The 26031-nt window shown below is 69.0% G+C and carries 28 protein-coding genes; 9 read left to right on the forward strand and 19 right to left on the reverse strand.

Annotated elements, in window-relative coordinates:
• Positions 1-2 precede the first annotated feature (2 nt).
• A complete protein-coding gene (locus tag LVY72_RS16465; protein ID WP_237822830.1) occupies positions 3-1640 on the reverse strand; it encodes an HNH endonuclease signature motif containing protein in 1638 nt (545 codons plus the stop codon).
• Between the two features lie 200 nt (positions 1641-1840).
• On the opposite strand from LVY72_RS16465, the gene LVY72_RS16470 reads away from it, so the two are divergent.
• The 3 genes from LVY72_RS16470 to LVY72_RS16480 are packed head-to-tail and all read left to right on the forward strand — an operon-like array spanning position 1841 to position 4875.
• Complete coding sequence (locus tag LVY72_RS16470) at positions 1841-2815, forward strand: 1,4-dihydroxy-2-naphthoyl-CoA synthase (protein WP_372463723.1); 975 nt, start codon at positions 1841-1843, stop codon at positions 2813-2815.
• Between the two features lie 7 nt (positions 2816-2822).
• Positions 2823-3941 carry an AMP-binding protein gene (locus LVY72_RS16475; RefSeq protein WP_308190834.1) on the forward strand — a complete coding sequence of 373 codons (1119 nt, stop codon included), beginning with the start codon at positions 2823-2825 and terminating at the stop codon, positions 3939-3941.
• A gap of 52 nt (positions 3942-3993) precedes the next feature.
• The gene (locus tag LVY72_RS16480) at positions 3994-4875 is read left to right on the forward strand and encodes a 1,4-dihydroxy-2-naphthoate polyprenyltransferase (RefSeq protein WP_237822832.1); all 882 of its coding nucleotides are present in this window, start codon (positions 3994-3996) and stop codon (positions 4873-4875) included.
• A gap of 16 nt (positions 4876-4891) precedes the next feature.
• On the opposite strand, the gene LVY72_RS16485 is transcribed toward LVY72_RS16480, so the two are convergent.
• Positions 4892-5200 carry a DUF4229 domain-containing protein gene (locus tag LVY72_RS16485; protein WP_237822834.1) on the reverse strand — a complete coding sequence of 103 codons (309 nt, stop codon included), beginning with the start codon at positions 5198-5200 and terminating at the stop codon, positions 4892-4894.
• 85 nt (positions 5201-5285) lie between these two features.
• On the opposite strand from LVY72_RS16485, the gene LVY72_RS16490 reads away from it, so the two are divergent.
• Positions 5286-5669, forward strand: coding sequence for a PLD nuclease N-terminal domain-containing protein (locus LVY72_RS16490; protein WP_237822836.1), 384 nt, complete (start codon positions 5286-5288; stop codon positions 5667-5669).
• A 126-nt stretch (positions 5670-5795) separates the two neighbouring features.
• On the opposite strand, the gene ccsB is transcribed toward LVY72_RS16490, so the two are convergent.
• The 5 genes from ccsB to LVY72_RS16515 all read right to left on the reverse strand — a co-directional run bounded on the left by ccsB (position 5796) and on the right by LVY72_RS16515 (position 10751).
• Complete coding sequence (ccsB, locus tag LVY72_RS16495; RefSeq protein ID WP_237822839.1) at positions 5796-6839, reverse strand: c-type cytochrome biogenesis protein CcsB; 1044 nt, start codon at positions 6837-6839, stop codon at positions 5796-5798.
• Positions 6840-6847: 8 nt separating this feature from the next.
• Positions 6848-8443 (reverse strand): cytochrome c biogenesis protein ResB, encoded by a 1596-nt coding sequence (gene resB / locus LVY72_RS16500; protein ID WP_237823023.1) that lies wholly within the window; start codon positions 8441-8443, stop codon positions 6848-6850.
• Positions 8444-8607: 164 nt separating this feature from the next.
• Positions 8608-9363: a cytochrome c biogenesis CcdA family protein gene (locus LVY72_RS16505; protein WP_237823025.1), complete on the reverse strand. Its 756-nt coding sequence runs from the start codon at positions 9361-9363 to the stop codon at positions 8608-8610.
• 44 nt (positions 9364-9407) lie between these two features.
• Positions 9408-10034, reverse strand: coding sequence for a TlpA family protein disulfide reductase (locus LVY72_RS16510; protein WP_372463724.1), 627 nt, complete (start codon positions 10032-10034; stop codon positions 9408-9410).
• Positions 10035-10088: 54 nt separating this feature from the next.
• Entirely contained in the window at positions 10089-10751 is a 663-nt protein-coding gene (locus LVY72_RS16515) for a histidine phosphatase family protein (protein WP_237822843.1), read from the reverse strand.
• Positions 10752-10873: 122 nt separating this feature from the next.
• Between LVY72_RS16515 and LVY72_RS16520 the strand changes: the two genes are divergently transcribed.
• Complete coding sequence (locus LVY72_RS16520) at positions 10874-11419, forward strand: YceI family protein (protein WP_237822845.1); 546 nt, start codon at positions 10874-10876, stop codon at positions 11417-11419.
• Positions 11420-11626: 207 nt separating this feature from the next.
• The gene (locus LVY72_RS16525; RefSeq protein WP_237822847.1) at positions 11627-12388 is read left to right on the forward strand and encodes a hypothetical protein; all 762 of its coding nucleotides are present in this window, start codon (positions 11627-11629) and stop codon (positions 12386-12388) included.
• A 105-nt stretch (positions 12389-12493) separates the two neighbouring features.
• On the opposite strand, the gene LVY72_RS16530 is transcribed toward LVY72_RS16525, so the two are convergent.
• The gene (locus LVY72_RS16530; protein ID WP_237822849.1) at positions 12494-13201 is read right to left on the reverse strand and encodes a redox-sensing transcriptional repressor Rex; all 708 of its coding nucleotides are present in this window, start codon (positions 13199-13201) and stop codon (positions 12494-12496) included.
• A gap of 96 nt (positions 13202-13297) precedes the next feature.
• A complete protein-coding gene (locus LVY72_RS16535; protein WP_237822851.1) occupies positions 13298-13558 on the reverse strand; it encodes a glutaredoxin family protein in 261 nt (86 codons plus the stop codon).
• A gap of 68 nt (positions 13559-13626) precedes the next feature.
• Here LVY72_RS16535 and LVY72_RS16540 point away from each other — a divergent pair, with 68 nt between their 5' ends.
• Positions 13627-14463 carry an HAD family hydrolase gene (locus LVY72_RS16540; RefSeq protein WP_237822853.1) on the forward strand — a complete coding sequence of 279 codons (837 nt, stop codon included), beginning with the start codon at positions 13627-13629 and terminating at the stop codon, positions 14461-14463.
• A 63-nt stretch (positions 14464-14526) separates the two neighbouring features.
• Here LVY72_RS16540 and LVY72_RS16545 read toward each other — a convergent pair whose 3' ends face one another.
• The 7 genes from LVY72_RS16545 to LVY72_RS16575 form a co-directional block, all read right to left on the reverse strand.
• Positions 14527-14625, reverse strand: a complete 99-nt coding sequence (locus LVY72_RS16545; protein ID WP_003792170.1) for a 30S ribosomal protein bS22 — start codon at positions 14623-14625, stop codon at positions 14527-14529.
• A gap of 198 nt (positions 14626-14823) precedes the next feature.
• Positions 14824-15036 (reverse strand): helix-turn-helix domain-containing protein, encoded by a 213-nt coding sequence (locus tag LVY72_RS16550; RefSeq protein ID WP_237822855.1) that lies wholly within the window; start codon positions 15034-15036, stop codon positions 14824-14826.
• Between the two features lie 116 nt (positions 15037-15152).
• On the reverse strand, positions 15153-16301 hold the full coding sequence (locus tag LVY72_RS16555) for a 3-deoxy-7-phosphoheptulonate synthase (protein WP_237822857.1): 1149 nt from the start codon (positions 16299-16301) through the stop codon (positions 15153-15155).
• Positions 16302-16543: 242 nt separating this feature from the next.
• Complete coding sequence (locus LVY72_RS16560; RefSeq protein WP_237822859.1) at positions 16544-17488, reverse strand: N-acetylglucosamine kinase; 945 nt, start codon at positions 17486-17488, stop codon at positions 16544-16546.
• 17 nt (positions 17489-17505) lie between these two features.
• Entirely contained in the window at positions 17506-18846 is a 1341-nt protein-coding gene (gene gdhA, locus LVY72_RS16565) for an NADP-specific glutamate dehydrogenase (protein ID WP_237822861.1), read from the reverse strand.
• A 176-nt stretch (positions 18847-19022) separates the two neighbouring features.
• Complete coding sequence (locus LVY72_RS16570) at positions 19023-19544, reverse strand: ArsR/SmtB family transcription factor (protein WP_237822863.1); 522 nt, start codon at positions 19542-19544, stop codon at positions 19023-19025.
• A gap of 89 nt (positions 19545-19633) precedes the next feature.
• Positions 19634-20836, reverse strand: a complete 1203-nt coding sequence (locus LVY72_RS16575; RefSeq protein ID WP_237822865.1) for an acetoin utilization protein AcuC — start codon at positions 20834-20836, stop codon at positions 19634-19636.
• A gap of 79 nt (positions 20837-20915) precedes the next feature.
• Between LVY72_RS16575 and LVY72_RS16580 the strand changes: the two genes are divergently transcribed.
• Complete coding sequence (locus tag LVY72_RS16580; protein ID WP_237822867.1) at positions 20916-22325, forward strand: TrkH family potassium uptake protein; 1410 nt, start codon at positions 20916-20918, stop codon at positions 22323-22325.
• A 40-nt stretch (positions 22326-22365) separates the two neighbouring features.
• Positions 22366-23004 (forward strand): potassium channel family protein, encoded by a 639-nt coding sequence (locus LVY72_RS16585; RefSeq protein ID WP_237823027.1) that lies wholly within the window; start codon positions 22366-22368, stop codon positions 23002-23004.
• Positions 23005-23031: 27 nt separating this feature from the next.
• Here the strand turns inward: LVY72_RS16585 and proC are convergent, their stop codons facing one another.
• The 3 genes from proC to LVY72_RS16600 form a co-directional block, all read right to left on the reverse strand.
• The gene (proC, locus tag LVY72_RS16590) at positions 23032-23901 is read right to left on the reverse strand and encodes a pyrroline-5-carboxylate reductase (protein WP_237822869.1); all 870 of its coding nucleotides are present in this window, start codon (positions 23899-23901) and stop codon (positions 23032-23034) included.
• 232 nt (positions 23902-24133) lie between these two features.
• The gene (locus LVY72_RS16595) at positions 24134-24976 is read right to left on the reverse strand and encodes a sugar phosphate isomerase/epimerase family protein (protein WP_237822871.1); all 843 of its coding nucleotides are present in this window, start codon (positions 24974-24976) and stop codon (positions 24134-24136) included.
• Positions 24973-25998 carry a Ppx/GppA phosphatase family protein gene (locus tag LVY72_RS16600; RefSeq protein ID WP_237822873.1) on the reverse strand — a complete coding sequence of 342 codons (1026 nt, stop codon included), beginning with the start codon at positions 25996-25998 and terminating at the stop codon, positions 24973-24975. Before LVY72_RS16600 ends, LVY72_RS16595 begins: the two co-directional genes overlap by 4 nt.
• Between the last annotated feature and the right edge of the window lie 33 nt (positions 25999-26031).

Consider the following 26031-nt stretch of genomic DNA (forward strand, 5'->3'; position numbering starts at 1 on the left):
GATCAGAAGGGCGGCGGGGTGAGATCGGTGGGATAGCCGTTGTGCGTCACATGGGCGTCGGGCGGCCGCAGCGGGTGCAGCTTGTCCCAGTGTGTCTTGAGCAGCCGGTTGAGATCCTCGATCTGGTGCCGTTCGAGAATAGTAGCCAGTTCATCCGGCTGGGTCACGACCGGCGGTTCGGGGCCGCCGGAATACCGCTGTCCTCCGGCGGTGGTCCACACAATGGTGCCTGGGCTCGGCTGCTCCGCAGAACAGTACCCGGCCGTCTTGAGTGCGTGGTGGAGTTTGCAGAAGCAGCACATCCGATCCACATCGGTCCTGCCACCCTGCGACCAGGGGCATGTGTGATCGGCTTCGCAGTGGATGGCGGCCCGGTTACACCCGGCAGCACGGCAGGTCCGGTCCCGCTGGCGCAGGAAGCGCCGTTGGGCACGGGTGGGCCGGTACCGGGTCCGGTCCATGGCCAGCACTTCAGGGCGGACCGGGTCGGTCAGGAACCGGGTGAAGGACGGGGCGTCGGCGCACAGCCGGCGGGCGACGTCCGGTGCGACGGGACCGTAGCCCTCAAGTTCCGCGGGTTCGCCGCCCTGTCCGATCAGGGTCAGCATCGGGACGGTCAGGTTTACGTGGGCGGCGATCCGCGGGCCGGGCCTGCCCATCCGGGGTCCGTCGGTGGTGCCGGTGAGCAGCAGGTCCGCGGCGACGTCCGCGCACAACTGGGTCAGGGTGCGGGGTTCGTCCGGCCCCTGCAGCGAGGCGGCCGTGGACCGGATGCGATTGAAGGCTGCCACCGCGTCCTCGACGGGCAGGTAGGCCTTGAGCCAGGCCATGCCGTCTTGATCCGGGTGCAGCTCGACCCGCCGGCCCCCCACGGCCTTGGCACGGCGGACGGTGGCCGACTCCGGATGCCTCCGTTCGCGCAGCCGGCGTGCCCGATCTGCCAGCTTCGGCCTGTTCATGTCGTCCATCGTGGCCGCCGGCAGCAGGCACTGCTCGAAGTCTTTCCAGGCTTCCGGCGGAATCGACCCGGCCTGGCCGATGATCACATCGGCGAGCGCCAAGGTGGTGTCCCCGCGCTCGAGGGCGGCCTGGGTTCCGGTGAAGCCGCCGGTCAGTTTGAGGGAGAGGTCCAGCCGGGCCGCGGCGGACTGACGCGGAATCCTCAAGGCGCAGGCGATTTCCTCGACGACGGCGCATTCGCCGAACCCGGTGCCGGGATGCAGGCCTTCGGGCCGGAGTCGCGCCGGCCAGCCTTCGGGCCGCTCGGCCACTGCCTGTGCATGCAGTCGCGACGCGAGCCGGCAGATCAGCGCCTCGAGCCGGGCGGCGGAGCGGCCGGCCTGCTTCAGCCTGGCGGCAGCCTCGTTGTAGCTCAGCTGCTCCGGCGCAGGGCTGGCCAGGGTGCCGAGCCATGCCGCCTCGGGGCCGGGGCAGGAATCGCCGTCGTCCGGGCCTGGGAACACCGGATCGCCGCCCCAAAACACATCTTCGTCCGGACCAGGGACATCGCAGTCATCCGGATCTTCCCCATTTGGCAGCGCCGTGTCCCGGTCATCCCACACAGCCCGCACCTCGGCCAGCCAGTCCCTGTCGGGATCGACCGGGATGCCATCCGCGTCATAGTCCGGGATCGTGGACACGGGGCGCCATCCGCTCGCGGAAACCCCCGGCAGGCTTGCCGGGTCTTCAGGAGTCTCCGAGGGGGAGGGTGCCATGCCTCCATGGTATTCGAATATAGATTCGATGACCAGATTATCGCATCGAAACTGTGGATAAGGTGCAGGGCCCGGCTGGCCGCCCCGGTGGGCCCCGCACAACGCACTCTAGGTAGACTCGCTATGTGAGTTCAGAGCAAGCCGCCCAACTGCCCGCCGTCCTGCCGGAAAAGGTTTCGGACATCTTCGACCCGGCCCGGTGGCGCGAGGTCCAGGGATTCGGATTCCAGGACCTGACCTACCACCGCCAGGTCGAGCGGGACGCCGAGGGCAGCATCGTCCGCGACCTGCCCACCGTGCGGATCGCCTTCAACCGGCCCGAGGTCCGCAACGCCTTCCGGCCCGGCACCGTGGACGAGCTCTACCGCGCCCTGGACCATGTCCGGATGACCCCGGACGTGGCCACCGTGCTGCTCACCGGCAACGGCCCCTCCCCCAAGGACGGCGGACACTCATTCTGCTCCGGCGGGGACCAGCGCATCCGGGGCCGGGACGGCTACCGGTACGCACAGGGCGAAACCCAGGAGACCATCGATCCGGCCCGAGCCGGCCGCCTGCACATCCTGGAGGTCCAGCGGCTGATGCGCACGATGCCCAAGGTGGTCATCGCCGTCGTCAACGGCTGGGCGGCCGGCGGCGGACACAGCCTGCATGTGGTCGCGGACCTGACCATCGCCTCCCGCCAACACGGCAGGTTCAAGCAGACCGATGCCACCGTGGGCAGCTTCGACGCCGGCTACGGCTCAGCGCTGCTGGCCCGCCAGATCGGGCAGAAGGCGGCCCGCGAGATCTTCTTCCTTGCCCGCGAGTATTCGGCCGAGGACATGGTCCGGATGGGCGCGGTGAACGAGGCCGTGGAACACGGGCGGCTCGAGGAAGTGGCCCTGGAATACGCCGCGGACATCGCCCGGCAGTCCCCGCAGGCCATCCGCATGCTCAAGTTCGCGTTCAACCTGGCCGACGACGGGCTGGCCGGCCAGCAGGTCTTCGCCGGAGAAGCGACCCGGCTGGCCTACATGACCGATGAGGCGGTGGAAGGCAAGGAAGCCTTCCTGGAGAAACGCGATCCGGACTGGTCCCGCTTCCCCTACTACTTCTAAGCACTGCGTGTCCGACACCATGGATCTCGATGCCGCCTGCACGGCGCTTGCCGCCGCCCTGGCCGGGACCGGCCCGGCCATTGAGCTGGCCCCGGACGGCACCCCCGTCCCCGTGCACGCCCCCGGCCTGGCCGCCGGCACGGCAGCGGTAGTGCGCACCTCCGGCTCCACCGGCACGCCCAAGGCCACCATGCTCGGCCGCGACGCGCTGGCCGCCTCCTCCGCCGCCACCGCGGCCCGGCTGGGCGGCGAAGGCCAGTGGCTGCTGACGCTGAGCCCGAACTACGTCGCCGGCCTGCAGGTGCTGGCCCGGTCCGTCCACGCCGGCACCCGGCCGGTGGTCACCGACCTGTCCGCCCGGTTCACCGCCGCCGGCTTCACCGAGGCCGCGGCCGGGCTGACCCACCGGTTCCGGATCACCTCCTTGGTGCCCACCCAGCTGCACCGGCTGCTCGCCGACCCGGCCGGCGACACGGTCAAGGCGCTGCGGCGCTTCGACGCCATCCTGCTCGGCGGAGCCAGGGCCCCGCAGGAGCTGCTCGCGGCGTCCCGGTGGCACGGGTTGAAACTGGTGCGCACCTACGGCATGAGCGAGACCTGCGGCGGCTGCGTGTACGACGGCGTGCCACTGGACGGCGTGCGCGTCCGGCTCGACGCCGGGCGGGTGGTGATTGGCGGCGCAGTCTTGGCCTCCGGCTACCTGGACAACGCCGAACTGACCGCGGCGCACTTTGGCCGCGGTCCGGACGGCACCGCCTGGTTCCGCACCGAGGACATGGGCGAACTCAACGGCGGGGTACTGACCGTCACCGGACGGGCCGACGACGTGCTCATCACCGGCGGCGTCAAGGTCTCCGCCGCCGCCGTGGCGGCGGCCATCGAAGCGGTACCGGGCGTGGACGCCGTCCTCGTCGCCGGCGTCGCGGACCCCGAATGGGGCACCCAGGTGGCCTGCGCCGTCGTCGGCAGCGCACCGGCGGAACAGATCAGGGCCGCGGTGCGCGCCGAACTCGGACCGGCCGCCGCCCCGCGGACCATCCTGGCCCTGGACGAACTGCCGCTGCTGTCCAACGGCAAGCCGGACCGCCTCGCGGTGGCCCGAATGCTCCAGGCCGCCGCCGGGTAGCCGGCCGGCCTCCCCTCCCCCACTACAAACACCAGCAAAGGATAGGACGTACGTGGCCACAGCAGCCCAATGGATCCAAGGGGCGCGCCCCCGCACCCTGCCGATGGCGATCGCTCCGGTGGTGGTGGGCAGCGCGGCGGCCTTCGCCCTGGGGTCGTTCCGGCCATTCCTGGCCGTGCTCGCGGCGCTGGTCGGCATCCTGTTCCAGGTTGGCGTGAACTACGCCAACGACTACTCCGACGGCGTGCGCGGCACCGATGACCAGCGGGTGGGACCGTTGCGCCTGACCGCCTCGGGCGCGGCACCGGCGCGCAACGTGAAGCAGGCGGCGTTCCTGTGCTTCGGGCTGGCGATGCTGGCGGGCCTGCTCCTGGTCATCCTGTCCCGGACCTGGCCGCTGCTGCTGGTCGGCATCGGCTGCGTGATCGCCGCGTGGGGCTATACCGGCGGCCGCAATCCCTACGGCTACCGGGGCCTGGGCGAGATCTTCGTCTTTATCTTCTTCGGCATCGTGGCCACCATGGGCACCACGTACACCCAGGCGCTGCAGGTGAGCTGGCCGTCCTTCATCGGCGCCGTCGGCACCGGGCTGATCGCCACCGCGCTGCTGATGGCCAACAACGTGCGCGACATTCCGACCGACCGCGAGGTGGGCAAGCGCACGCTGGCGGTACGCCTCGGGGACGAGGCGGCGCGGATCAGCTACGTGATGATGCTGGCCGTGGCCGTGCTGCTGCCGCTGGCACTGACTCCGGACTACCCGTGGGTGCTGCTGGTCCTGCTGCTGGTGCCGCTGTGCCTGCAGCCCAGCTGGACAATGCTCAAGAGCCAGCAGCGACAGAACCTGATCCCGGTCCTGCAGCAGACGGGCATGATCAACCTCGGCTTCGCCCTGACGTACGGCCTGGGGCTGGTCCTGAGCACCGTGGTGTAGCGGCGCGGCCGTGCGTCTAGCTGCCGGGCTGCTGCCGGCGGTCCGGATCCGGCCGGACACCGTCCTGCTCCACGATGGCGTCCTCCGCCATCGCATCGGAGATTTCGGTGGAGGTGCGGATGGACCCGGCCTTGCCGGAGAACCGGTAGGCCACGGCCTCGGCGGCAGCATCCCGCCAGGAGCGGAAGAACAGGTACGTGACGCACCAGGCGATGATGGCCGACGCGATGGCCGAGTAGAGGATGCCCAGACCCAGATAGAGGCAGGCGACGAAGACGGCAGCCATCAGGCCGACGCGCAGTGCAGTGAATTTCCAGAAAGCCACCACACAAGTTTACGCTGCCCGCCCGGTGGTTCCGGCGCCGGGCTTGACAGCCGGGCGGGCAGGACCGCTCAACTACAATTGGGCTATGGCCCGTCTCTATATTCTGCTGGTTGTGCTGGCAGTGTCCGTCATTGTTTATGCGCTCATCGAGTGCATCCGGTCGGCGCCATCCGAAGTCCGGAGCATCCCGAAGGCCGGCTGGATCCTGGCCATCCTGTTCGTGCCGCTGATCGGCGCCGGCCTGTGGTTCCTCTTCGGCCGGCCGCGGCCGGGCGGCCCGGTTCCGCAGGGACCGCGCAGCGGCCCGCTGGCCCCCGACGAGGACACCGCTTTCCTGCGCAGCCTGGACGCGCAGCGGCGCCAGCAACTACGCGAAGAAGAACTGCGCCGGCGCGAGCAGGAACTGCGGGACCGCGACAAGAGCCTGGGCGAGGAAGAACAGGACAACAACGACGGAAGCACCCGCTGACCTTCGCCACTCCCCCTCCCACACACAACTTGGGCGGGATAGATGCTCTTATCCACACGGATAACAGCATCTATCCCGCCCAAGTTCGTGAGGTGGGGTGGGTTGAGGCCGGGAAGGACCGGGCGGTTAGTTCAGCCCGGAGTAGCTGTGCAGGCCGGAGAAGAAGACGTTCACCACGGTGAAGTTGAAGACCACGCAGAGGTAGCCCACGATGGACAGCCAGGCGGCACGGGTGCCGGTCCATCCCCGGGTGGCGCGGGCGTGCAGGTAGCCGGCGTAGACCACCCAGATCACGAAGGTCCAGACCTCTTTGGTGTCCCAGCCCCAGTAGCGGCCCCAGGCCTTCTCGGCCCAGATCGCCCCGGCCATCAGGGTGAAGGTCCAGAGTACGAAGGAAACGGCGTTGATCCGGTAGGCGACGTTCTCCAAGGTCAGCGCCGTAGGCACCAGGCGCATGAAGCCCAGCCGGTCCGGCTGGCCGGCCCGGGACCGGGCCTCGCGGTGGGACTGCAGCAGCTGCAGGACGGACATGGCGAAGGTCAGCGTGAACAGCGAGGAGGAAATCACCGCTACGGAGACGTGGATGATCAGCCAGTAGCTCTGCAGCGCCGGAACCAGGTGGGCCACCGGCGTCGGGAAGCCGATCGCCGCGGCGCACAGCATGATCACCACGAGGCCGATCACGAACGAACCCAGGAAGCGCAGGTCCTTGCGGGTCAAGGCCAGCAGGAACACTACCGATACCACGAGCGCACCGGTGGTGCAGAACTCGTACATGTTGCCCCACGGCACCCGGTGCGCCGCGATGCCGCGCGAAATGACGCCCGCGGCCAGAATCAGGGTGCCGAGAGCGGCGAGGGCGACGCCGATCCGTGCCGCCGGGCGGCGCCGGCCGCCGTAGTCCAGGGAATCGCCGGCCGTTTCAAGCCCCGTCTCCGCGGACGCGGTGCTTCCGGCGCCCGCCGCTGCACCGTTCCGGGCGCCGGCGCCGACCAGTGCCGCTTCGGCCGGCGCCTGCTGGCGGGCGAGCCGGTCCTCGACCGCCTGCAGGGTCTTGCTGGCGGTGGCCAGGTCCCAGCAGAACGAGATCAGTGCCACGGTAAAGGTCATGGCGGCCAGCAGGATGAACAGCTCGCTGTATTGGCCCAAGGTTTCGTCAATGGATGGCATGGGGTTCCTTAGGAGTTCTTGGTGCCTGAGCTTGCGGCACCGGCCTTCTTGCTATTGTCCGCGGGCCGGTCCGGACGGGCCAGCCATTCTTTCTCCAGCAGCTTCCGGATGGCTGTTGCCTCGGCCGCGAGCCGGTGGTCCTCGCCGCGGGCCAGCAGCGCCCACTCCACCATCGTGCGCCCGTCGGGGTGCGTCCCCGCCCGCACCCAGACACGGCGCCGGCCGATGAACAGGGAGGCACAGAGCCCGGCCAGCGCGAGGGTCGAGAACAGCAGCGCTCCGCCCTGGCCCGGATCTGAGGTGATGTCCAGCGCCACATAGCGCTTGAGTCCGTCGAAGGTGATGGTGCCCAGTCCGTCGGGCAGGGTGAACGTCTCCTTGGGCCCGAGCACGATGCCGCCGCTCTTCTGGGTGCGGTCGTTGAGCACCTTGAGCTTGGTGGTGTCCAGCACGTAGACGTTCTTCGGATCGCCCTTGTCCAGGCCCAGGTTCCCGGCATAGGAGTTCAGGTACAGCCGCGGGTTGAACGGATCGGGGTCGCTGCCGAAGGCCACCCCCTTCTCGTTCTCCAGGGCGGTGGGCAGGAACAGTCCCACGAAACCGAGCTGCTCCGGCTTGGCATCGGGCACCTTGAGCACCATGGTGGAGGTGTAGGCGCCGTCGCTGGGCACCGAAACCACCGGGCCCTGGTGGGCGATGTTGCCGTCGCCGTCCCGGACGGTGATCACCGGTGCATAGCCGTTGCCCACCAGGTACACCTGGGTTCCGCCGATCTCCAGCGGCTCGTTGACCTTGAGCGTCTGCGGGCGCGGCGCGGCATCCGGGCCGTCCTTGGTGGTCATCGTGGCAGTGAAGTCCAGCGGCTGCCCGTAGTGGGTCTTGGACTCGCGGTCGAACTGGACCTGGAACTTGTCCAGCTGCAGCGAGAACGGTGCCAGCTGCGTTTCGGAGAAATTGGTTCCCGGCGAGAAGTTGTCATAGCCGACCAGGGTGTTCACGAAGGAATCGCCCTCGACGATGACCTTCTGCCCCCGGTAGCCGAACAGCCCGCCCACGGCCACCGAGACCAGCACGCCGATCAGGCTGACGTGGAAGACCAGGTTGCCGAGTTCCTTCAGGAAGCCGCGCTCGGCGCCGACGGAGGGCATACTGGTGTCCGTGCCGCGCACTTCGACCCGGTAGCCCCGCCGCTTCAGCAGCCGTGCGGCGTTCTCGACCGCGGTAACGGCCGTCACCGGAGATCCGGTGTCCAGCGCCAGGGCGCCGTATTCGGGCAGCCGGGACAGCCGCCGGGGGGTCCGCGGTGGCTGTGAGCGCATCGCCTTCCAGTGCTGGATGGCCCGCGGGATCACGCAGCCGATCAGCGAGATGAACAGCAGCAGGTAGATGGCCGAGAACCAGACGGAGGAATACACGTCGAACAGCTGGAACCGGTCCAGCCAGGGACCGGTGGCGGGGTTGTCCTGGATGTACTGGGTCACCACCGCCGGGTTGGCCGGCCGCTGCGGGAACAGCGAACCGGGGACCGCGGCAACGGCCAGCAGCAGCAGGAGGAACAAAGCGGTACGCATACTGGTCAGCTGGGTCCAGGCCCAGCGCAGCATCCCGATGAACCCCAGCGAGGGCAGGGTCACATCCTGGGCCGCGGACGGTCTCGTGGCCGTTTTGTGCCCGTCGATCTGCCGCACGAACTCCTCCGCGGCATCGGGCACCCCGGATTCGGCTGGCTCCCCGGCGGGGTTCCGGGTGGTCTTGGCTGTCTCGCTCATCAGATGGGGAGCCTCACTTCATTCGCAAACCAATCCTGCAATTGCGTCACCCAGCTCCCCCAGAGCCCGGCGGCCATCAGCACGCCCAAAACTACCAGCACGGCGCCGCCGGTACGCTGCAGCACCAGCCGGTGGCGGCGGAAGAAGGCCATCGCGCCCATGCCCCGGCGTACGCCCAAGGCGATGAGCAGGAACGGAATGCCCAGGCCCAGGCAGTAGATGAAGGCCAGGAAGGCCCCCTTGGCGGCGTCCGCCCCGCCGGAATAGGCCAGCGCCTGCACCGCCGAGAAGGTCGGCCCGATGCAGGGAGCCCAGCCGAGTCCGAACGTCATGCCCAGCACGGGGGCGCCCCAGAGACCGGCAGGCGGGCGGCTGTGCAGCTTGCGGTCCCGCTGGAAGAAGGACAGTCCGCCCATGAAGATAACGCCCATGATGATGACGACGACGCCGAGCAGCTGGGTGACCCAGGCGGCGTCGGTGCCCTTCAGCCAGGCGCCGAGTTGGCCGAAGACCGCCCCGATGGCCACGAAGACCACCGAGAAGCCGAGCACGAACAGTCCGATGCCGGCGATCATCCTGCCCCGCCGCTGCTGTGCCAGGTCCACACCGGTCAGGCCGGTGACATAGCCGAGGTAGCCGGGCACCAGCGGCAGCACGCACGGGGAGAGGAAGGAGATCAGCCCGGCGAGCATCGCCACCGGGATGGCCAGCAGGACCGAGCCGTTGAGCACGGCGTCGCCGAAAGCGCTGCCGATGCTCAGGGGCAGCGAGGCGGTGAGGAATGTCGTGGGACCCACGGCTACTCGGCCACGGCGTCTTTGATCAGGGTCTTGAGGGTACCCTTGTCGGCCACCCCGAGGATCCGTGCCGACACCCGGCCCTGCTTGTCCAGCACGAGCGTGGTGGGCACGGCCTGCGGCGGAACATAGCTGGTCATGGCCAGCAGGATGTTGCCGTTCTTGTCCGCAAAGCTGGGATAGGTGATGCCGAAATTGCGTTCGAACGCCTCCGCGGTGCGCACCTCGTCGCGGATGTTCACCCCGAAGAACTGCGCCTGGCCCTTGTATTCCTGGCTCAGCGCCTGCAGGTCGGGTGCTTCCAGCCGGCAGGGCGCGCAGGCGGCGTACCAGAAGTTCAGCACGGTCACCTTGCCGGCCCAGTCGGCCGAATCCACTGCGGTGCCGTCGAAGAGTTTGGCCGCCAGCTTCACCGGTTCCCCGCGCTGGCCCGGCGCGTACTCGGTGACCGAGCCGTCCCCGGCGATGTAGTTCTTGTTGTCCCCGGCGTTGGCCTGTTGGGCCAGCGGGTCTTCCACGCTGCAGGCGGCCAGCGACAACGTCAGCGAGACGGCAGCAGCCAGCCCCGCACCGGCTTTCAGCAGGGAGCGGCGGTTGATTGGTTCAGGGATTTTCGCAGTCACGTTCACACTCTTCTTTGCGGGCCGCGGCGATACCCGCTTCTACAACGCGTAGTAATACTATTACGCTCCGGGCAGGTTTGCCGCGCCGGGCAGCAGGTCTGCGCTCGGTTCCGCATAGCGGACAGTCAGCAACCTGTCGCCGTCGAACTCGAGCGTGGTCACCGAAGTCAGGGTGCATTGCCGGCGCCGCGGGTCGTGCCACAGGCTGCGTGACTCGGCCGCGCGCCGGGTCACCCAGATCGGCAGCTGGTGGCCGACCAGGACCGCCTCGGCGCCGTCCCCGGCCAGCCCGACGGCGATCCGCCGCGCGTCGCCGACGGCCGCCATCATGCGCCGGACCTGGCTGCGGTAGGGCTCGCCCCAGGACGGCCGGAACGGATTGAGCAGGTACGGCCAATGCCGCGGGTCCCGCAGCTGGCCCCGGATATTGGCCAGTCCCTCGAAATGGTTCAGTGCCTCAAGCAGGCGCTCGTCGGTGACCACGTCGAGGCCCAGGGCCTGCGCCGTCGGCCGGGCGGTCTCCTGCGCCCGGGTCAGCGGCGAGGCCGCCAGGTACGCGAAGTTGGCGCCCGCGCGGGCCCGCTCGGCAAAGTAGCCGGCAGCCCGCTCAGCCATCTGGCGTCCCAGTTCCGAGAGGTGGAAATTCGGCAGCCGGCCGTAGAGCACGTGGTCCGGATTGTGGACCTCGCCGTGGCGGAGCAGATGGACGCTGGAACGGGGCATGGGCTTAAGTGTCTCAAAGCGAAGGGCATTGCCCAAAAACCGGTCGTCCCGAAGAATGGCAGGGACGGCCGGTGCGGCTGCCGAATGCTCCAATCCTTCCGCCCTATCCCGAGGAGATAACGATGACGCTGCCCAAGGAATTGAGCCCCGGTGTCTGGAAGCTGGACATGTCCCACAGCGAGATCGGTTTCACCGTCCGGCACGCCGGGATCAGCAAGGTCCGGGGACGGTTTACCAGCGCCGAGGCCGAGGCGCGGGTGGGCGAATCCCTGGCCGACTCGACCCTGCATGCCACCGTGCAGACCGCGAGCTTCGACTCCGGCGACGCCAACCGCGATGCCCACGTACGCAGCGCCGACTTCTTTGACGTGGAACAATTTCCGGTCATGACCTTCAAGGCGACCAGCGTCGAAGGCGACGGGGAGGACTACACCCTGACCGGCGACCTGACCATCCGCGATGTGACCAAGCCGGTTGAACTTGAAGTGGAGTTTGGCGGCGTGGCCGTGGATCCGTTCGGCAACACCCGCGCCGGCTTCACCGCCGAAACGGAAATCAGCCGCAAGCAGTTCGGCCTGACCTGGAACGCGGCACTGGAGGCCGGTGGCCTGCTGGTCAGTGACAAGGTCAAGATCAGCCTGGACGCGGCACTGGTCAAGCAGGCCTAGGCTCCGAGCCCGGCACAGGCTGCCTTCCGCCTCCGGCGGCAGGGGTGCAGGGCAGCCGGTGCCGGGCTGCAGCTGGCTGGCAGGATCATCCTTTCGGCGCAGTCCCGGTGGACGGGCCGCATTGTAGGGTGGAAGCAAGTGCAGCGGTGGCTGCAGCAGGCAGTCCAGCCCCGCGTCGAGAGTTCCCCCGAGGAAAAGGATCCGGCCATGAGTACGCCAGAGAACACCCCCAACGAACCGGGCAGCGGGCAGCCGGGCGGCCCCGTCCCGGGACCGGGCCAGCAGCCGCCCCAGTACGGGCAGCCGGCGCCGCAATATGGCCAGCAGGCACCGCAATACGGCCAGAACCTTCCCCCCTACGGTCAGCAGGTGCCGCAGTACGGCCAGCCGGCGCCGCAATATGGCCAGCCGGCACCCCAGTACGGCCAGAACCTTCCCGCGTACGGCTATCAGAAGCCGATGCCGGGCCAGTACGGTCAGCCGCAGTACGGCGGCAAGCTCACACCCCCGCGCGAGGTGCTCATCGCCTTCTGGCTGATCATCGCGGCGGCTGTCGTGAACCTGGTCAATTCCTTCATCCTCGCCGGGACAGCCCACCAGGCCATCTCCGCCGTCTGGAACGATCCCGCCTTCCAGGACCAGCTCCGGCAGGCCGCCCAGGGACAGGACATTTCCTCGATCACCCCGGACCTGGTCGCCGGGATGGTCGGCACCATGTACATCGTCGGCGCGCTGATCGCGGCCGCTCTGTACCTGCTGGTGGCCTTCGGCGTGAAGGCCGGACGGAACTGGGCGCGCATCCTCGGTACCGTCTTCGCCGTGCTCTCGCTGGTGCTGCTGGCCTTCGGGGTGCTGGGCGTGCTGACCTTCCTGCTCGGCGCGGCGGCCATCGTGCTGCTGTTCCTGCCGGTCTCCAGCGCCTTCTTCAAGGAGGCAGCCGCCCGCAAGTCCGGCTACTACGCCGGATAGGGCGTTACGCTCTCCCGTTCGCAGCCTGCCCCACGCGCTCCGCGCGCGGGGACCCCGGGCCGCTCTCTTCGCCCGCTTCGCTCGCGGCGGGACCCTCGGCGCCAGCTACTGCGCCGACCGGGCGCGGGAACCGGACTCCGTTTCCTGCGCCCGCTGGGCATGGTAGGCCAGGATCTGGAGTTCGGTGCCCATGTCCACCTTGCGCACCTGCACGTGCGGTGGCACCTGCAGGACCACGGGCGCGAAGCTGAGGATGCTGGTCACGCCGGCCGCCACCAGACGGTCGCACAGCTGCTGGGCCACCGCCGCGGGAACGGCGAGCACCGCCATGTTGGTCTGCGTGCGCTCGAGCTCGAATTCCAGGTTGTCCGCATTGCTGACCGTGAGCCAGCCGATCCTGGTCCCGACGATCCGTTCGTCCGCATCGAACACGGCCACCACCTCGAAGCCCCGGCTGGCAAAACCGCTATAGCGGGCCAGCGCCCGGCCCAGGTTCCCGGCGCCGACAATCGCCACACGCCATTCCTGCGACAGGCCCAGCAGCGCGGAGATCTTCTGGCTCACGAACTGGACATCGTACCCAACACCCCGGGTACCGAAGGAGCCGAGGTAGGACAGATCCTTGCGCAGCATGGCGGACTTCACGCCGGCCGCCTCGGCAAGTTCCTCGGATGAGACCCGTTCTACCGAATCCGCCAGCATGGCGTTGAGTGCGCGCAGGTAGATAGGCAGCCTGGCCAGGGACGCCGGAGGAATCTTCCGGCCGGACTCCTCCGTGCCGGAAGCGGTCTCTGGATGGTCCGGCACGCTCACCCCCTTACCTTATGCGCTGCCCTGCGGGCCACCAACCTGATGACCATGGGACGCCGGTTCCCGCAGGCCGGCCCCTACCCGGGAACAGTCCGGTGCTCAGGCCGACAGCAGCCGGCGCAGGCGCTCCGGGTCGATATGCCAGAAGTCACGCTGCACGCCGTCGATCATCACCACCGGAATCTCCTCGGCGAAGCGGGCCTCCAGCGCCGGATCGTCCAGGATGGACTTTTCCTCCCACGGCACCCCCGTCTCGGCGGCGACGGCGGCAACAGTCCGGCGGGCCGCTTCGCAGAGGTGGCAATCGGGTTTCGTCAGCAGCACAAGGTGATGCTGCGGTCGCGTCTCTGGTTGCGTCATAGCTTAAAAAGTAGCCGCCCGACAGCCCGGCCGGACAATCCCGGCCGCCCTGTGGCTAGACTCGTTACATGGCCAAAGCCTCCAGCCGCCGCGCCGGCCGGGCCGCGGCGCCTGCGGATCCGGGTCCCGCCGGTGCGGCGGCCTTCTTCGACATCGACAACACCATGATGCGCGGCGCCAGCCTGTTCCATGTGGCCTACCAGATGTACCGCCGCGGCATCTTCGGCCTCCGGGACCTGGCTGGCATCGCGCTGAAGCAGGTCCGGTTCAGTCTCCGGGGCGAGAACCTGAAGGATATCCAGGCCGCGCGCGACCGGGCCCTGGCCCTGGCCACCGGCCTGCTGGCCGCCGACGTCAAGGCGCTCGGCGAGGAAGTTTATGACGAGATCATCGCCTCGCGGATCTGGCCGGGCACGCGCGCCCTGGCGGACCAGCACCTGCGCGCCGGCCGCCGTGTCTGGCTGGTCTCGGCTACACCGGTGGAAGTGGCGTCCGTGATCGCGGACCGGCTGGGCCTGGCCGGAGCCCTTGGAACCGTCGGCGAAATCGCGGACGGCGCGTATACCGGGCGCCTGGTCGGCGAGATCCTGCATGGTCCGGCCAAGGCCGTGGCGGTGCGGGAGCTGGCAGTCCGGGAAGGCCTGGAGCTGGCCCGCTGCTGGGCCTACAGCGACTCGTACAACGACGTTCCGCTGCTGTCCCTGGTGGGCTACCCGGTGGCCATCAATCCGGACGCACGGCTGCGCCGCTACGCCCGGGAGCGCAACTGGCCGGTCTACGATTTCCGCAGCGGCCGGCGCGCCGCCACGCTGGGCCTGAAGCTGGCCACCGGAGCCGGGGCCGCCTATGGCCTCTGGCGGGGGTTCAGCAGGTTCCGCGGACCGACCAGCGGCCCGGCGGCTTAAACAGCAAACGGTCCGCCAGGCGAACCTGGCGGACCGTGAAGCCTTAAGCAGAGCCGGCTGGCCCTACTTCTTGTTGCGGCGCTGGTGGCGCGTCTTGCGAAGCAGCTTGCGGTGCTTCTTCTTGGCCATACGCTTGCGGCGCTTCTTGATAACCGAACCCATGGAGTTCCTCACAAATCCATTAGCACCCGCGGACAGGCTCCGCCCGCTAGGGGCGCACCTGGACCGGCGGATTCCTACAATGATACAAAATCCTGCACCGGCGCAGCTGGCCGCGGCGAGGCAGGAAGTTCCTTAACAGGGTACCGCCTTAACTCCCCTGTCAATGACCGTCCGTCCGGGGACGGGCGGTGATTGCCCTCAGGCAGTCTCCGAGCGGCCGTCGACGACGGCGCTGCGCAGGTACTGCTCGACGGCGGCCTCGGGCACCCGGAACGAGCGGCCGAAACGCACGGCGGGCAGTTGGCCCGAATGCACCAGCCGGTAGACGGTCATCTTGGACACGCGCATCACCTCGGCCACTTCCGACACGGTTAGGAAGCGCACCTGGGAAAAATTGCCCTCGTCAGCCATTGTTCCAAATCCTTCACTTGCGGCATTTCCGACGGCGTGCCGGCTTGCCAAGCGCGAATCCGCCCTGAGTGGATACTTTAGTGCCAGGAGTGACCAAAGTGAAAGTCCGTGTCTGCCTACCCCAAGGCCGTCCTGCGCACCAGCGGGTGCCCGCCGGAGCGGGTGCGGGCCCCGCGCGCCAGCTGCTCCAGCACGCCGGCGGTCATCTCCCAGTCCATGCACGCATCTGTCACGCTCTGGCCGTAGACCAGGCCCGGCGCCGGCTGGTCCGCGCGCACCCCGGCGGCCGGGAGCTCAAGCTTCTGCGCTCCCGGCATCAGGAAGCTTTCCAGCATGACGCCGGAAATCGCCTCGGCGCCGGGGCCGCCGGCTTCCAGCCGGGCGGCCAGTTCCACTGCCACTTCGGCCTGGCGGTGGTGGCTCTTGCCGCTGTTGCCGTGGCTGGCATCGACGATCAGCCGTGGATTGAGCCCCGCCGCGGCCAGCCGTGCGGAGGCTGCGGCGATGTGCTCGGGATCGTAGTTGGGTCCGGCGCTGCCGCCACGCAGGATCAGGTGGGTATCCGGGTTGCCCGCGGTAGCCAGCAGGCTGGCCCGGCCCTGCTGATCCATGCCCAGGAAGGTCTGCGCCGCGGCGGCCGCCGTGCAGGCGTCCAACGCCACCTGCAGGCCGCCGTCGGTCCCATTCTTGAAACCGGCCGGCATCGGCAATCCGGAGACCAGCTGGCGGTGGATCTGGCTCTCGGTGGTGCGGGCACCGATGGCGCCCCAGCCGACGAGGTCGCTGAGGTAGAGGGTGCTGACCGGCTCGAGGAATTCGGTGGCGACCGGCAGGCCCAGGTCCGCGACGTCGAGCAGGAACCGGCGGGCGGTGCGCAGGCCCGCGGCAATGTCATGGGAACCGTCCAGGTGCGGGTCGTTGATCAGGCCTTTCCAGCCGACCGTGGTCCGGGGTTTCTCGAAGTAGGTCCGCATGACCACCAGCAGGTCGCTGCTGTGCTGGCGCGCCGCGGCCGCCAGCCGGCGGGCGTAGTCCAGCCCGGCCTCGGGATCATGGATGGAGCAGGGCCCGGCAATGACCAGCAGCCGGTCGTCGACGCCGTTGAGCACCGCCCGGATCTCGTCGCGGCCGCGTTCGACGGCGGCGGCCAGCCGGGCGGGCAACGGCAGTTCCGCGCGCAGTTCGGCCGGCGAGGGCAGCGGGACGCAGTGGTCCGCGCCGGCCGCGTGCGGATTGCCGGCGGCCAATTCGGTGGTGGTGGTCATGGGGTCGTCCCGTCTGTCAGGGCGGGAGCCTCATCAGAACCCGCCGGAGAAATGGCGAAGGGCAGAGAATGATCTCTGCCCTGTTGGCTCTGAAGGTTTGTTGGATGCGCACGCCGTCAGGCAGTCACGTCAGGCCCCTCCAGAGCCAACGCAAAATACGCATACCAACGGTTTGTCATGGTGCGAGCCTACGCCCGGCACGTCGGCTTGTGCAAAGCCGGCGCAGAAATATGACGGACGGCTCAGGCCAGCCCGGCCAGCACGTCGACCCCGAAGACCGGTTCCCGGTCCAGGCAGGCCACCTCGGTGATCCCGTGCGGGGCCAGGGCACGGAGGATGCCCTCCCGGATCAGCGGCACCTTGGCGCCCAGGCCGCCGCCGAGGATGACCGGGCCTGCGATGCCCAACTGGCGTGCCACCTGCAGGATCTGCCCGGCCACCGCCTCCGTGCCGGCGTCCAGGATGCTGCGTGCCGCGCTGTCGCCGGCCTCGGCCGCCGCGACGACCACCCGCGCCAGCGCTGCCCAGTAGCCGCGGTCCGGACCATTCCGGCCGGCGGTGCCGAGGCCGTGGAAGCGCGCAATGAAGGCCACCGGGCGGTCCAGTCCGCAGGCTGCCAGCAACTGCGTGCACAACAGGTCGGGGGCCAGGCCAAGATCGTGGCGGTGCAGGCAGTGCCGGACGGCCTCGCGGGCAAGCCAGTAGCCGCTGCCCTCGTCCCCCAACAGGTGGCCCCACCCGCCCGCGCGCGCCTGCCGGCTGCCGTCGGTACCCCAGACGGCGGTGCCGGTGCCGATGATCACCGCAATTCCGGTGCGGGCCCGTCCGGCAGCGAGCACCAGCCGGGAATCGTGCACCACATGGATGCTGGCTGCGGGCACCAGCGGCGCGATCAGCGCCCGCAGGGAGGCGGCGTCGTCGTCGGTATCGATGCCGCCGGCGCCGGCATAGACCTCCTGCACGTCCCCCGCGCCGACGGCGGCGATGGCCTCCGCCAGTGCCGCGGCGGCCGCGGCCCGGTCCGTGTTCTGCAGGTTGGCGCTGCCGGCCACCGCCTCGGCGGCCAGCCGGCCCGCCTCGAGCCGGATGGCGTGGGTCTTGGTCCCGCCGATATCCAGTCCCAGGATCGTCCTGGCCGGTGTCCCGGACGGGTCACCGGCCGCATGCTGTGGGTGCGAAGCCGGCATGGCAGGCGGCCCGGGCCCTAGATGACCCCGAGGGCCAGCATGGCGTCGGCTACCTTCTTGAAGCCGCTGATGTTGGCGCCGGCCACGTAGTTGCCCGGCATCCCGTATTCCTCGGCGGTCGCGGCACAGTCGTCGTGGATGCCGACCATGATTTCGGCCAGCCGCTGCTCGGTGTGCTCGAAGGTCCAGGCATCCCTGCTGGCGTTCTGCTGCATTTCCAGCGCGGAGGTGGCCACACCGCCGGCGTTGGCGGCCTTGCCGGGACCGAACAGGATCCCGGCCTCGTGGAACAGCGCGGTGGCTTCGGCGGTGCAGGGCATGTTCGCGCCCTCGGCGACGGCGGCCAGACCATTCTCGATCAGCCGGGCGGCCTGCTTGTCATCCAGTTCGTTCTGCGTGGCGCAGGGCAGGGCCACCGTGGCATTGACATCCCAGACTGATCCTGCGGCAACATAGCTGACGGCGGAGCCGCGGCGCTCGGCGTACTCCGAGATCCGGCCGCGCTCGATTTCCTTGATCTGGCGCAGCAGGTCCACGTCGATGCCCGCCTCGTCCACGATGTAGCCGGCTGAATCCGAGGCAGCGACGACGGTGGCGCCGAGGGTCTGTGCCTTGGCGATGGCATTGATGGCCACGTTGCCGGAGCCGGAGACCACCACGCGCTGGCCATCGAAGCTGCGCCCGCGGGTCTTGAGCATCTCCTGCGCGAACAGCACGGCGCCGTAGCCGGTGGCCTCCGGGCGGACCAGCGAACCGCCCCAGCCGATGCCCTTGCCGGTGAGCACGCCGGATTCATAGCGGTTGGTGATCCGCTTGTACTGGCCGAAGAGGTATCCGATCTCGCGGCCGCCGACCCCGATGTCCCCGGCGGGCACGTCGGTGTACTCGCCGATGTGGCGGTAGAGCTCGGTCATGAAGGACTGGCAGAAGCGCATGACCTCGGCGTCGGACTTGCCGCGCGGGTCGAAGTCCGAGCCGCCCTTGCCGCCGCCGATCGGCATGCCGGTCAGCGCGTTCTTGAAAATCTGTTCGAAGCCCAGGAATTTCACGATGCCCAGGTAGACGGACGGGTGGAAGCGCAGTCCGCCCTTGAAGGGGCCGAGGGCGGAGTTGAACTCGACCCGGAAGCCGCGGTTGATCTGCACGTTGCCGGCGTCGTCGACCCACGGGACGCGGAAGATGATCTGGCGCTCCGGCTCGCAAATGCGCTGCAGGATGGCGGCATCGGTGTATTCCGGGTGCCTGTCCGTGAGCGGGGCGAGGCTTTCGAAAACCTCGTTCACGGCCTGGTGGAATTCGACTTCGCCGGGGTTCCGGCGGAAGACCTCGTCGCGGATCGAGAGCAGCTGGGCGTCCATGGATGGGGTCCCTTCCGGGGTGAACCTAATGAAATGTGCTTAACGGACTGGCATCGTCCGGTCCTCTGACCGCATGATGCCCCGGCAACTTCATTGGTGCCCGTAAAAGGGAACCACATTCGGTGAGAAGTTGGAAACACGGCCGAAACATGCGGTTACCGGCGCGTAACCGCCGTTCAGCCTTTCTTCCGGCGGCGCAGCGGCGGCAGATTGGGCAAGTTGGGCTTCGAGAGGTGCGCCAGGAAGTCGGCTGCCTTGTTCGCGGCCCGGTCCGCTGCCTGGCCCAGCGTGCGTGCACGCGCCGCCGGCCGGTCGATTGCGGGCACGGTCTGGGGATGATGCGCTCCGGGCGCAGTGCCGGCCGGCAGCGCAGCCGCCGCACCCGGCAACCGGACGGGCACGGCCGCGGCCGGGACCTGCTCCGGGGCCGCTGCGCCATCGAGTCCGAAGGCCAGGACCCAATCGGCGACGGCCTCGAGCGGGTCCACGACCAGCGAGTAGAAACGCTTCTGACCCTGGGCGCGCATCGACACCAGCCCCGCCTCGCGCAGGACCTTCAAGTGCTTGGACACCGTCGGCTGGCTGACTTCGAGCTCGTCGACCAGCTCGCCCACCGCCTTGTCGCCGTCGTGCAGCGAACGCAGGATCCGGCGGCGGGTGGATTCGGCAATCACGGCGAAGACATCATCGATGACCATATGCATTACCCTAACTGCATATACCGCCCCGGATGGAACACGGACGTTCGGGACACGGATGCCGCGGCCGGCGGACCACCGCGCTGCGCCTAGTCGAACCAGGGATCCAGCCCGTGGTAGGGGAAGACTTCCTTGCGCGTGGCCATCACGGTCCGGTCCATGGCGTCGTTCGGGTCGTAGCCGACTTCCCAGGAGCGCCACCACAGCTCGGCGCCGTCGCCCATTAGCTGCGGACCTTCCCGGCCGGAGCGCGCCCGCGCATGATCCCGCCAGGCCTGCGGCAGCTTGGCGTCCAGCGGCAGCGGCTGCCCGGAGGCGATGGCCAGTAGGTGCGTCCAGGACCGCGGCACCGTGTCGTAGACGTCGTAACCGCCGCCGCCGGTGGCCAGCCAGCGGTCGCCGCTTACCTCCCGGGCCAACTGGGCGACGTCGAGCATCATCTGCCGCTGCGCATCTACGCTCAGGCGCAGGCTGCTGAGCACGTCCCGGGCATGGCCGTCGCAGCCGTGCTGGCTGACGATCACCTCGGGCCTGAAGGCCCGGGTGAGCTGCGGCACCACGGCATGGAAGGCGCGCATCCAGGCCGCGTCCCCGGTGCGCGGCGGCACGGCCACGTTGACCGCGCTGCCGAGGGCGGCCGGGCCGCCCACCTCGTTGGCGTAGCCCGTCCCGGGGAACAGATGCATGCCGGATTCGTGCAGGGATATGGTCATCACCCGGGGGTCGTCCCAGAAGATGTTCTGCGTCCCGTCCCCGTGGTGCGCGTCCACGTCAAGGTAGAGCACCCGCTGCACGCCGTTGTCGAGCAGGCGCCTGATGGCCAGGGCACAGTCGTTGTAGATGCAGAAGCCGCTGGCCCGGTCCCGGGCGGCATGGTGCATTCCGCCGCCAAAATTCACCGCATGCAGCGCCGCCCCGCTGAGGATCGCGTCCGCAGCCTGCAGGCTGGCACCGGCCAGCCTCGCGCTGGCCTCATGCATGCCGGCGAAGGCCGGATCGTCCTCGGTCCCGAGCCCCCGGGCCTCGTCCGGGGTCGACGGATCGTCGCTGACCCGGTGCACGGCGGCGATGTAGTCGGCGTCGTGCACGGTCTGAAGTTCCTGGTCGGTGGCGATCCTGGAGGCCACCAGCGTCACGTTCGGCCGGGCGAACAGTCCGAACTCGCCGGCCAGCCGGGCGGTCAGGTCCAGCCGTACCGGATTCATCGGATGATGCGGGCCGAAGTTGTAGGCCAGCATCGACTGGTCCCAGACAATGTGCGTGGGGACGGCGGGCGGCGGGTTGGCGGACATCCCCCTCAGGCTACGCGATCTGATGCGCCGGTCACACCCGGCACCCGACCGGTGCGTAATAAGTGGTTTACTGATCCGCATGAGCAAGATCCAGCCGTCCTGGACACCGCAGCGGCAACCCGGGCGGCTGCCACTGCTGGGCGGCATGCGCGATTTCGTGGACCGGGTGGCCAACAGTTCCCCGGCCCGGCTGGCCCTGATCGTGTACGCCGCGGTCATCTTCGTCTTCGCCGGCCTGCTGGCGCTGCCGGCCTCGGCGGCCGACGGCAAGGCGACCGTCCTGTACGACGCGTTCTTCACCGCCGCCTCGGCCGTCTGCGTCACCGGCCTGACCGTGGTTTCCACTGCCGAGCACTGGTCCGCCTTCGGCCAGGTGGTCATCCTGCTGGGCATCTTCATCGGCGGACTCGGCACGCTGACGCTGGCCTCGCTGCTGACCCTGGCTGTCAGCAAGCGCCTCGGAGTCCGCGGCAAGCTGATTGCCCAGGAGGCCATGAACGCCGGCCGGCTCGGCGAGGTGGGTACCCTGCTGCGCATCGTGATCACCACCTCGGTGGTGATCGAGGTGGTCCTGGCGCTGGTCCTGATCCCGCGCTTCATCATTCTCGGCGAGCCCTTGGGACAGGCCGTCTGGCACGGCGTCTTCTATTCCATTTCCGCCTTCAACAACGCCGGCTTCACCCCGCACTCGGACGGGCTGGTGCCCTACGAAACCGACGGATGGATCCTCTTCCCGCTGATGATCGGTGTTTTCCTGGGCAGCCTGGGTTTCCCGGTGGTGATGATCCTGCTCGAGCGCGGCTGGCGGTACCGGAACTGGAACCTGCACACCAAGCTGACCATCGAGGTGTCCCTGATCCTGCTGGTCGCCGGCACGCTGGCCTGGGGTGCCATGGAATGGAACAACCTGCGCACGATCGGGGCGCTGGGAGCGTGGGACAAGACGGTCCACTCGCTGTTTGCCTCCGTCATGACGCGGTCGGGCGGCTTCAACCTGGTGGACATGAACCACCTGGATTCAAGCACCATGCTGCTCACCGACGCCCTGATGTTCGCCGGCGGCGGTTCGGCCTCCACCGCCGGCGGCATCAAGGTGACCACCATCGCCATCGTCTTCCTGGCCATCATGGCCGAAGCCCGCGGCGACAACGACGTCAAGGTGCACGGCCGCACCATCCCGTCCAGCGCCATGCGGGTGGCCATCTCCGTGATTGTCGCCGGCGCCACCTGGGTGGCGGTGGGCGCCGGCATGCTGCTGACGATGACCGGAGCCAGCCTGGACCGGGTGCTGTTCGAGGTGATCTCGGCCTTCGCCACGGTGGGGCTGAGCACGAACCTCAGTGCCGAGGCGCCCCCGGAGGGCAAGTACGTGCTGGCGGTGCTGATGTTCGCCGGCCGCGTGGGTACGATTACTCTTGCTTCCGCGCTGGCGCTGCGCGAGCGGCGCCAGCTGTACCACTTCCCCGAAGAAAGACCGATCATTGGCTGACAAATCTTCCGCAACCGGCCGCCCGGCCCACAACGCCCCGGTGCTGGTGATCGGCCTGGGCCGGTTCGGCGCGGCCACCGCCGAACAGCTGGTGAAGCAGGGCCGGGAGGTGCTGGCGATCGAGCGGGACCCGGCCCTGGTGCAGAAGTGGGCCGGCGCGCTGACCCACGTTGTCGAAGCCGACGCCACGAACATCGACGCGCTGCGCCAGCTCGGGGCGCAGGAATTCACCTCCGCGGTGGTAGGCGTGGGCACCTCCATCGAGTCCTCGGTGCTGATCACCGTCAACCTCGTGGACCTGGGCATCGAGCACCTCTGGGTGAAGGCCATCACGCCTTCGCACGGGAAGATCCTGACCCGGATCGGGGCCAACCACGTGATCTATCCGGAGGCCGATGCCGGGCGCCGGGCGGCGCACCTGGTGGGCGGCCGGATGCTGGACTTCATTGAGTTCGACGACGGCTTCGCGATCGTGAAGATGTACCCACCGAAGGAAACCCAGGGTTTCACGCTCGGGGAATCCGCGGTCCGGGCCAAGTACGGGGTCACCGTGGTGGGGGTGAAGTCCCCGGGCGAGGACTTTACCTATGCCCGGCCGGAGACCAAGGTCTCCAGCCGGGACATGCTGATCGTCTCCGGCCACGTGGACCTGCTGGAGCGGTTCGCGGCCAGACCGTAGCACTGCCGGGCCGAGCCCGCGCGGGAGTCAGCCCAGTTCGCGCGAGAGCTCCGCCGCACGGGCTTCGGCCGCCCGGGCCCCGGCGGCAATGATGGCCGGCAGGCCCTCGGCGTCGAAGGCGGCGATGGCCCGTTCGGTGGTTCCGTTGGGGCTGGTCACGGCCTTGCGCAGCGCGGCCGGATCCGCACCCTCCTGGGCGAGCATCAGCCCGGCACCGGCCACCGTCTCCCGCGCCAGGGTCATGGCCAGCGCGGCATCCAGGCCCAGCCCGACCCCGGCCGCGGCCATGGCCTCGGCGAGGTAGAAGGCGTAGGCCGGACCCGATCCGCTGATCGCCGAGACGGCGTCCAGCTGCTCCTCGGGGACCACCACCACCGTCCCGGCGCCGGCAAAGACGGCCGCGGCCGCCGCCAGCTGTGACTCCGTGGCGCTGCTGCCGGGCGCCAGGCCGACGGCGCCGCGGCGCACCTTCAGCGGCGTGTTCGGCATGCTGCGCACCAGCGGCTGCCCGGCGGGCAGGGCGGCCTCCATGGTGGCCACGGTGACCGCCGCGGCCACGCTGACGACGACGGTCTGGCGCGCCAGGACCGGGGCGATGCTCCGGCACAGGGCCGTAATGCCAGCCGGCTTGACCCCGAGCACTGCCACGGACGCCCCGGCCACCGCCTTGCGGTTGGCCTCCGGGTCCTCCTGCTCGGCGAGCACCGACAGCCCCGGGTAGCGGCCGCGCAGCTCCTCGGCCCGCTCCGGCCTGCGGACCGTGGCGGTCACGCTGGCAGCCGGGGTGCCGGCCGCCAGCAGCCCGGCCAGCACAGCCTCATTCATGGAGCCGCAGCCGAGGAAGGCGACCCGGCCGGAAACAGGTGGAGTGGCGGGGACGGTAGGGTCTGCGTTCATAGCTGCCATTGAATCACGCCGCCTCCCCGGGCCCGGAAAACGGAACTCCCAGCCTACTCTCAGGTTCTTAAGGGGGATATCCCAAACTTGGCCCGTAGATTTATAACTACCTCATAAAGGTGCGAGTGATTACGGGCCAGGCTTTCTGGTGTGGTCCGGGTGCCGGCGAGTAGCGGATGTCTCCCCCAACCATCTGTCTGGCTCGCCGGCACTTCTCGTTTTAAGGCCCGGATCAGTTCTCGCTCAGTTCGATATTGCTGTGGCCCAGATGCCGGCGTGCGAAGTCCAGGGTTTCGCCGAGCAGTTCCTCGCGTTCGCCGGCACCCTTGGCCTTGCGGGTGCTGACCTCGGCCACCACCACGCCGTCCCAGCCGCTTTCGGCCAGATGCTGCAAGGACTCGGCGCAGCGCTGCTGGCCATGGCCGGGGACCAGGTGGTCATCCCAGCTGCCACCTAACCCGTCCGTGAGATGGACGTGCCTCAGCCGGTCCCCGATCAGCTGGATCTCCTCGTAGGAATCCACACCGGCCGAGGCCGCGTGGGAGAAATCCCAGGTGATGTGCTCGTAGTCATAGGGCCGCGGATCCCAGTGCGGCAGGTAGGCCTTGGCTTCCCGGCCGCGCACCTTCCAGGGGTACATGTTCTCCACCGCGATGGTGACCCCGAAGTCGTCCATGATCCGGCGGATGCCGGTGGCGAAATTCTCCGCATAGCCGCTCTGCCACCGGAAGGGCGGGTGGACCACCACGGTGGAGGCTTCCAGTTCCGCGGCCATGGCTGCGGACATCATGATCTTGTTCCACGCCTTGCCCCAGACCTGCTGGGTCAGCAGCAGCGTCGGCGCGTGGATGGCCACCACCGGCTGCTGGTAGCGTTCGCGCAGCGTCTTGAGCGCGTCCGGATTCTGCGAATCGTGGTTGTTGGTGACCATGACCTCGACGCCGTCGTAGCCCAGGTCGGCGGCCACGGCAAAGGCATCGTGGACCGCCAGCGGGTAGACGGACGCACTCGAGAGCGCCACCGGAATCCGGGGACCGGCCGTGTCCTGGGCCCGGCCGGCCTCGGCCCGGCTCATCGCGCCGGGCCGCCCGCCGGTTGGGACAGCACCACCGGCCGCAGGGCCCGGTCCACCGGCCCGGTACCGACCGGACCGACCGGGACGTCGCTGTCGAAGAGCAGATGGTCGAAGCGCTTGAGGATCAGCCCCTCCCGCAGCGCCCAAGGGCAGATCTGCATGACCTCCACCTTGAACAGCTCCATGGCCGTGTGGGCCACCATCGCGCCCGCGAGCAGCTGCGGGGCCCGGATGACCGAGACACCGGGCAGGTTGACCCGGTCCTCCACCGGCATCGCTGCCAGCCGGTGGGTCCACAGGTACAGGTCGCGGCGGCGCAGCTCGCGGCGGACGTACGGACCGGCGGCCGACGGCGCGGCGCCGGTGATCCGGGCCAGCGACCGGAAGGTCTTGGAGGTGCCCACGGTCAGGTCCGGCCGTCCGGCGCCGTCGATCTGGGGGATGGCCTCTTCCAGGGTCGTACGGATGTAGTCGCCGGCCTCGCGCATGCTCCGGGCACTGGGCAGTTCTCCCGGCAGCCAGTCCCGGGTCAGGCGCCCGGCGCCCAGCGGCACGGAGACCGCGGCGTCGGGCTGCTCGTCGTGGCCGATCGCCATTTCGAAAGAACCGCCGCCGATGTCCAGGTCCAGGATCGTTCCGGCGCCCCAGCCGTACCAGCGGCGGACCGCCACCAGCGTCATGGCCGCCTCCTGCGGTCCGGTCAGCTCGTCCAGCAGCACCCCGGTCTCCTGCTTGACGCGCGCGAGCACTTCGCTGCCGTTGGCCGCTTCGCGGATGGCCGAGGTACAGAAGGCGAGCATGTCCTCGGCCCGGTGCAGGCCGGCGAAGTCCCAGGCTTCGCGTACGAAGGAGATCAGTTCCTGCTGGCCTTCTTCGTTGATCCGGCCCTTGCCATCCAGATAGGCCACGAGCGAGAGCGGGCGCTTGTGCGAGGCGAACGGAACCGGCCGCGCGCCGGGATGGGCGTCCACCAGCAGCAGATGAACGGTATTGGAGCCGATGTCGAGAACGCCCAGACGCATGCTCTTATTATGTCGCCACCCGCCGGGCCCGCC

Source organism: Arthrobacter hankyongi, from assembly GCF_022012395.1.
Lineage (GTDB): Bacteria > Actinomycetota > Actinomycetes > Actinomycetales > Micrococcaceae > Crystallibacter > Crystallibacter hankyongi.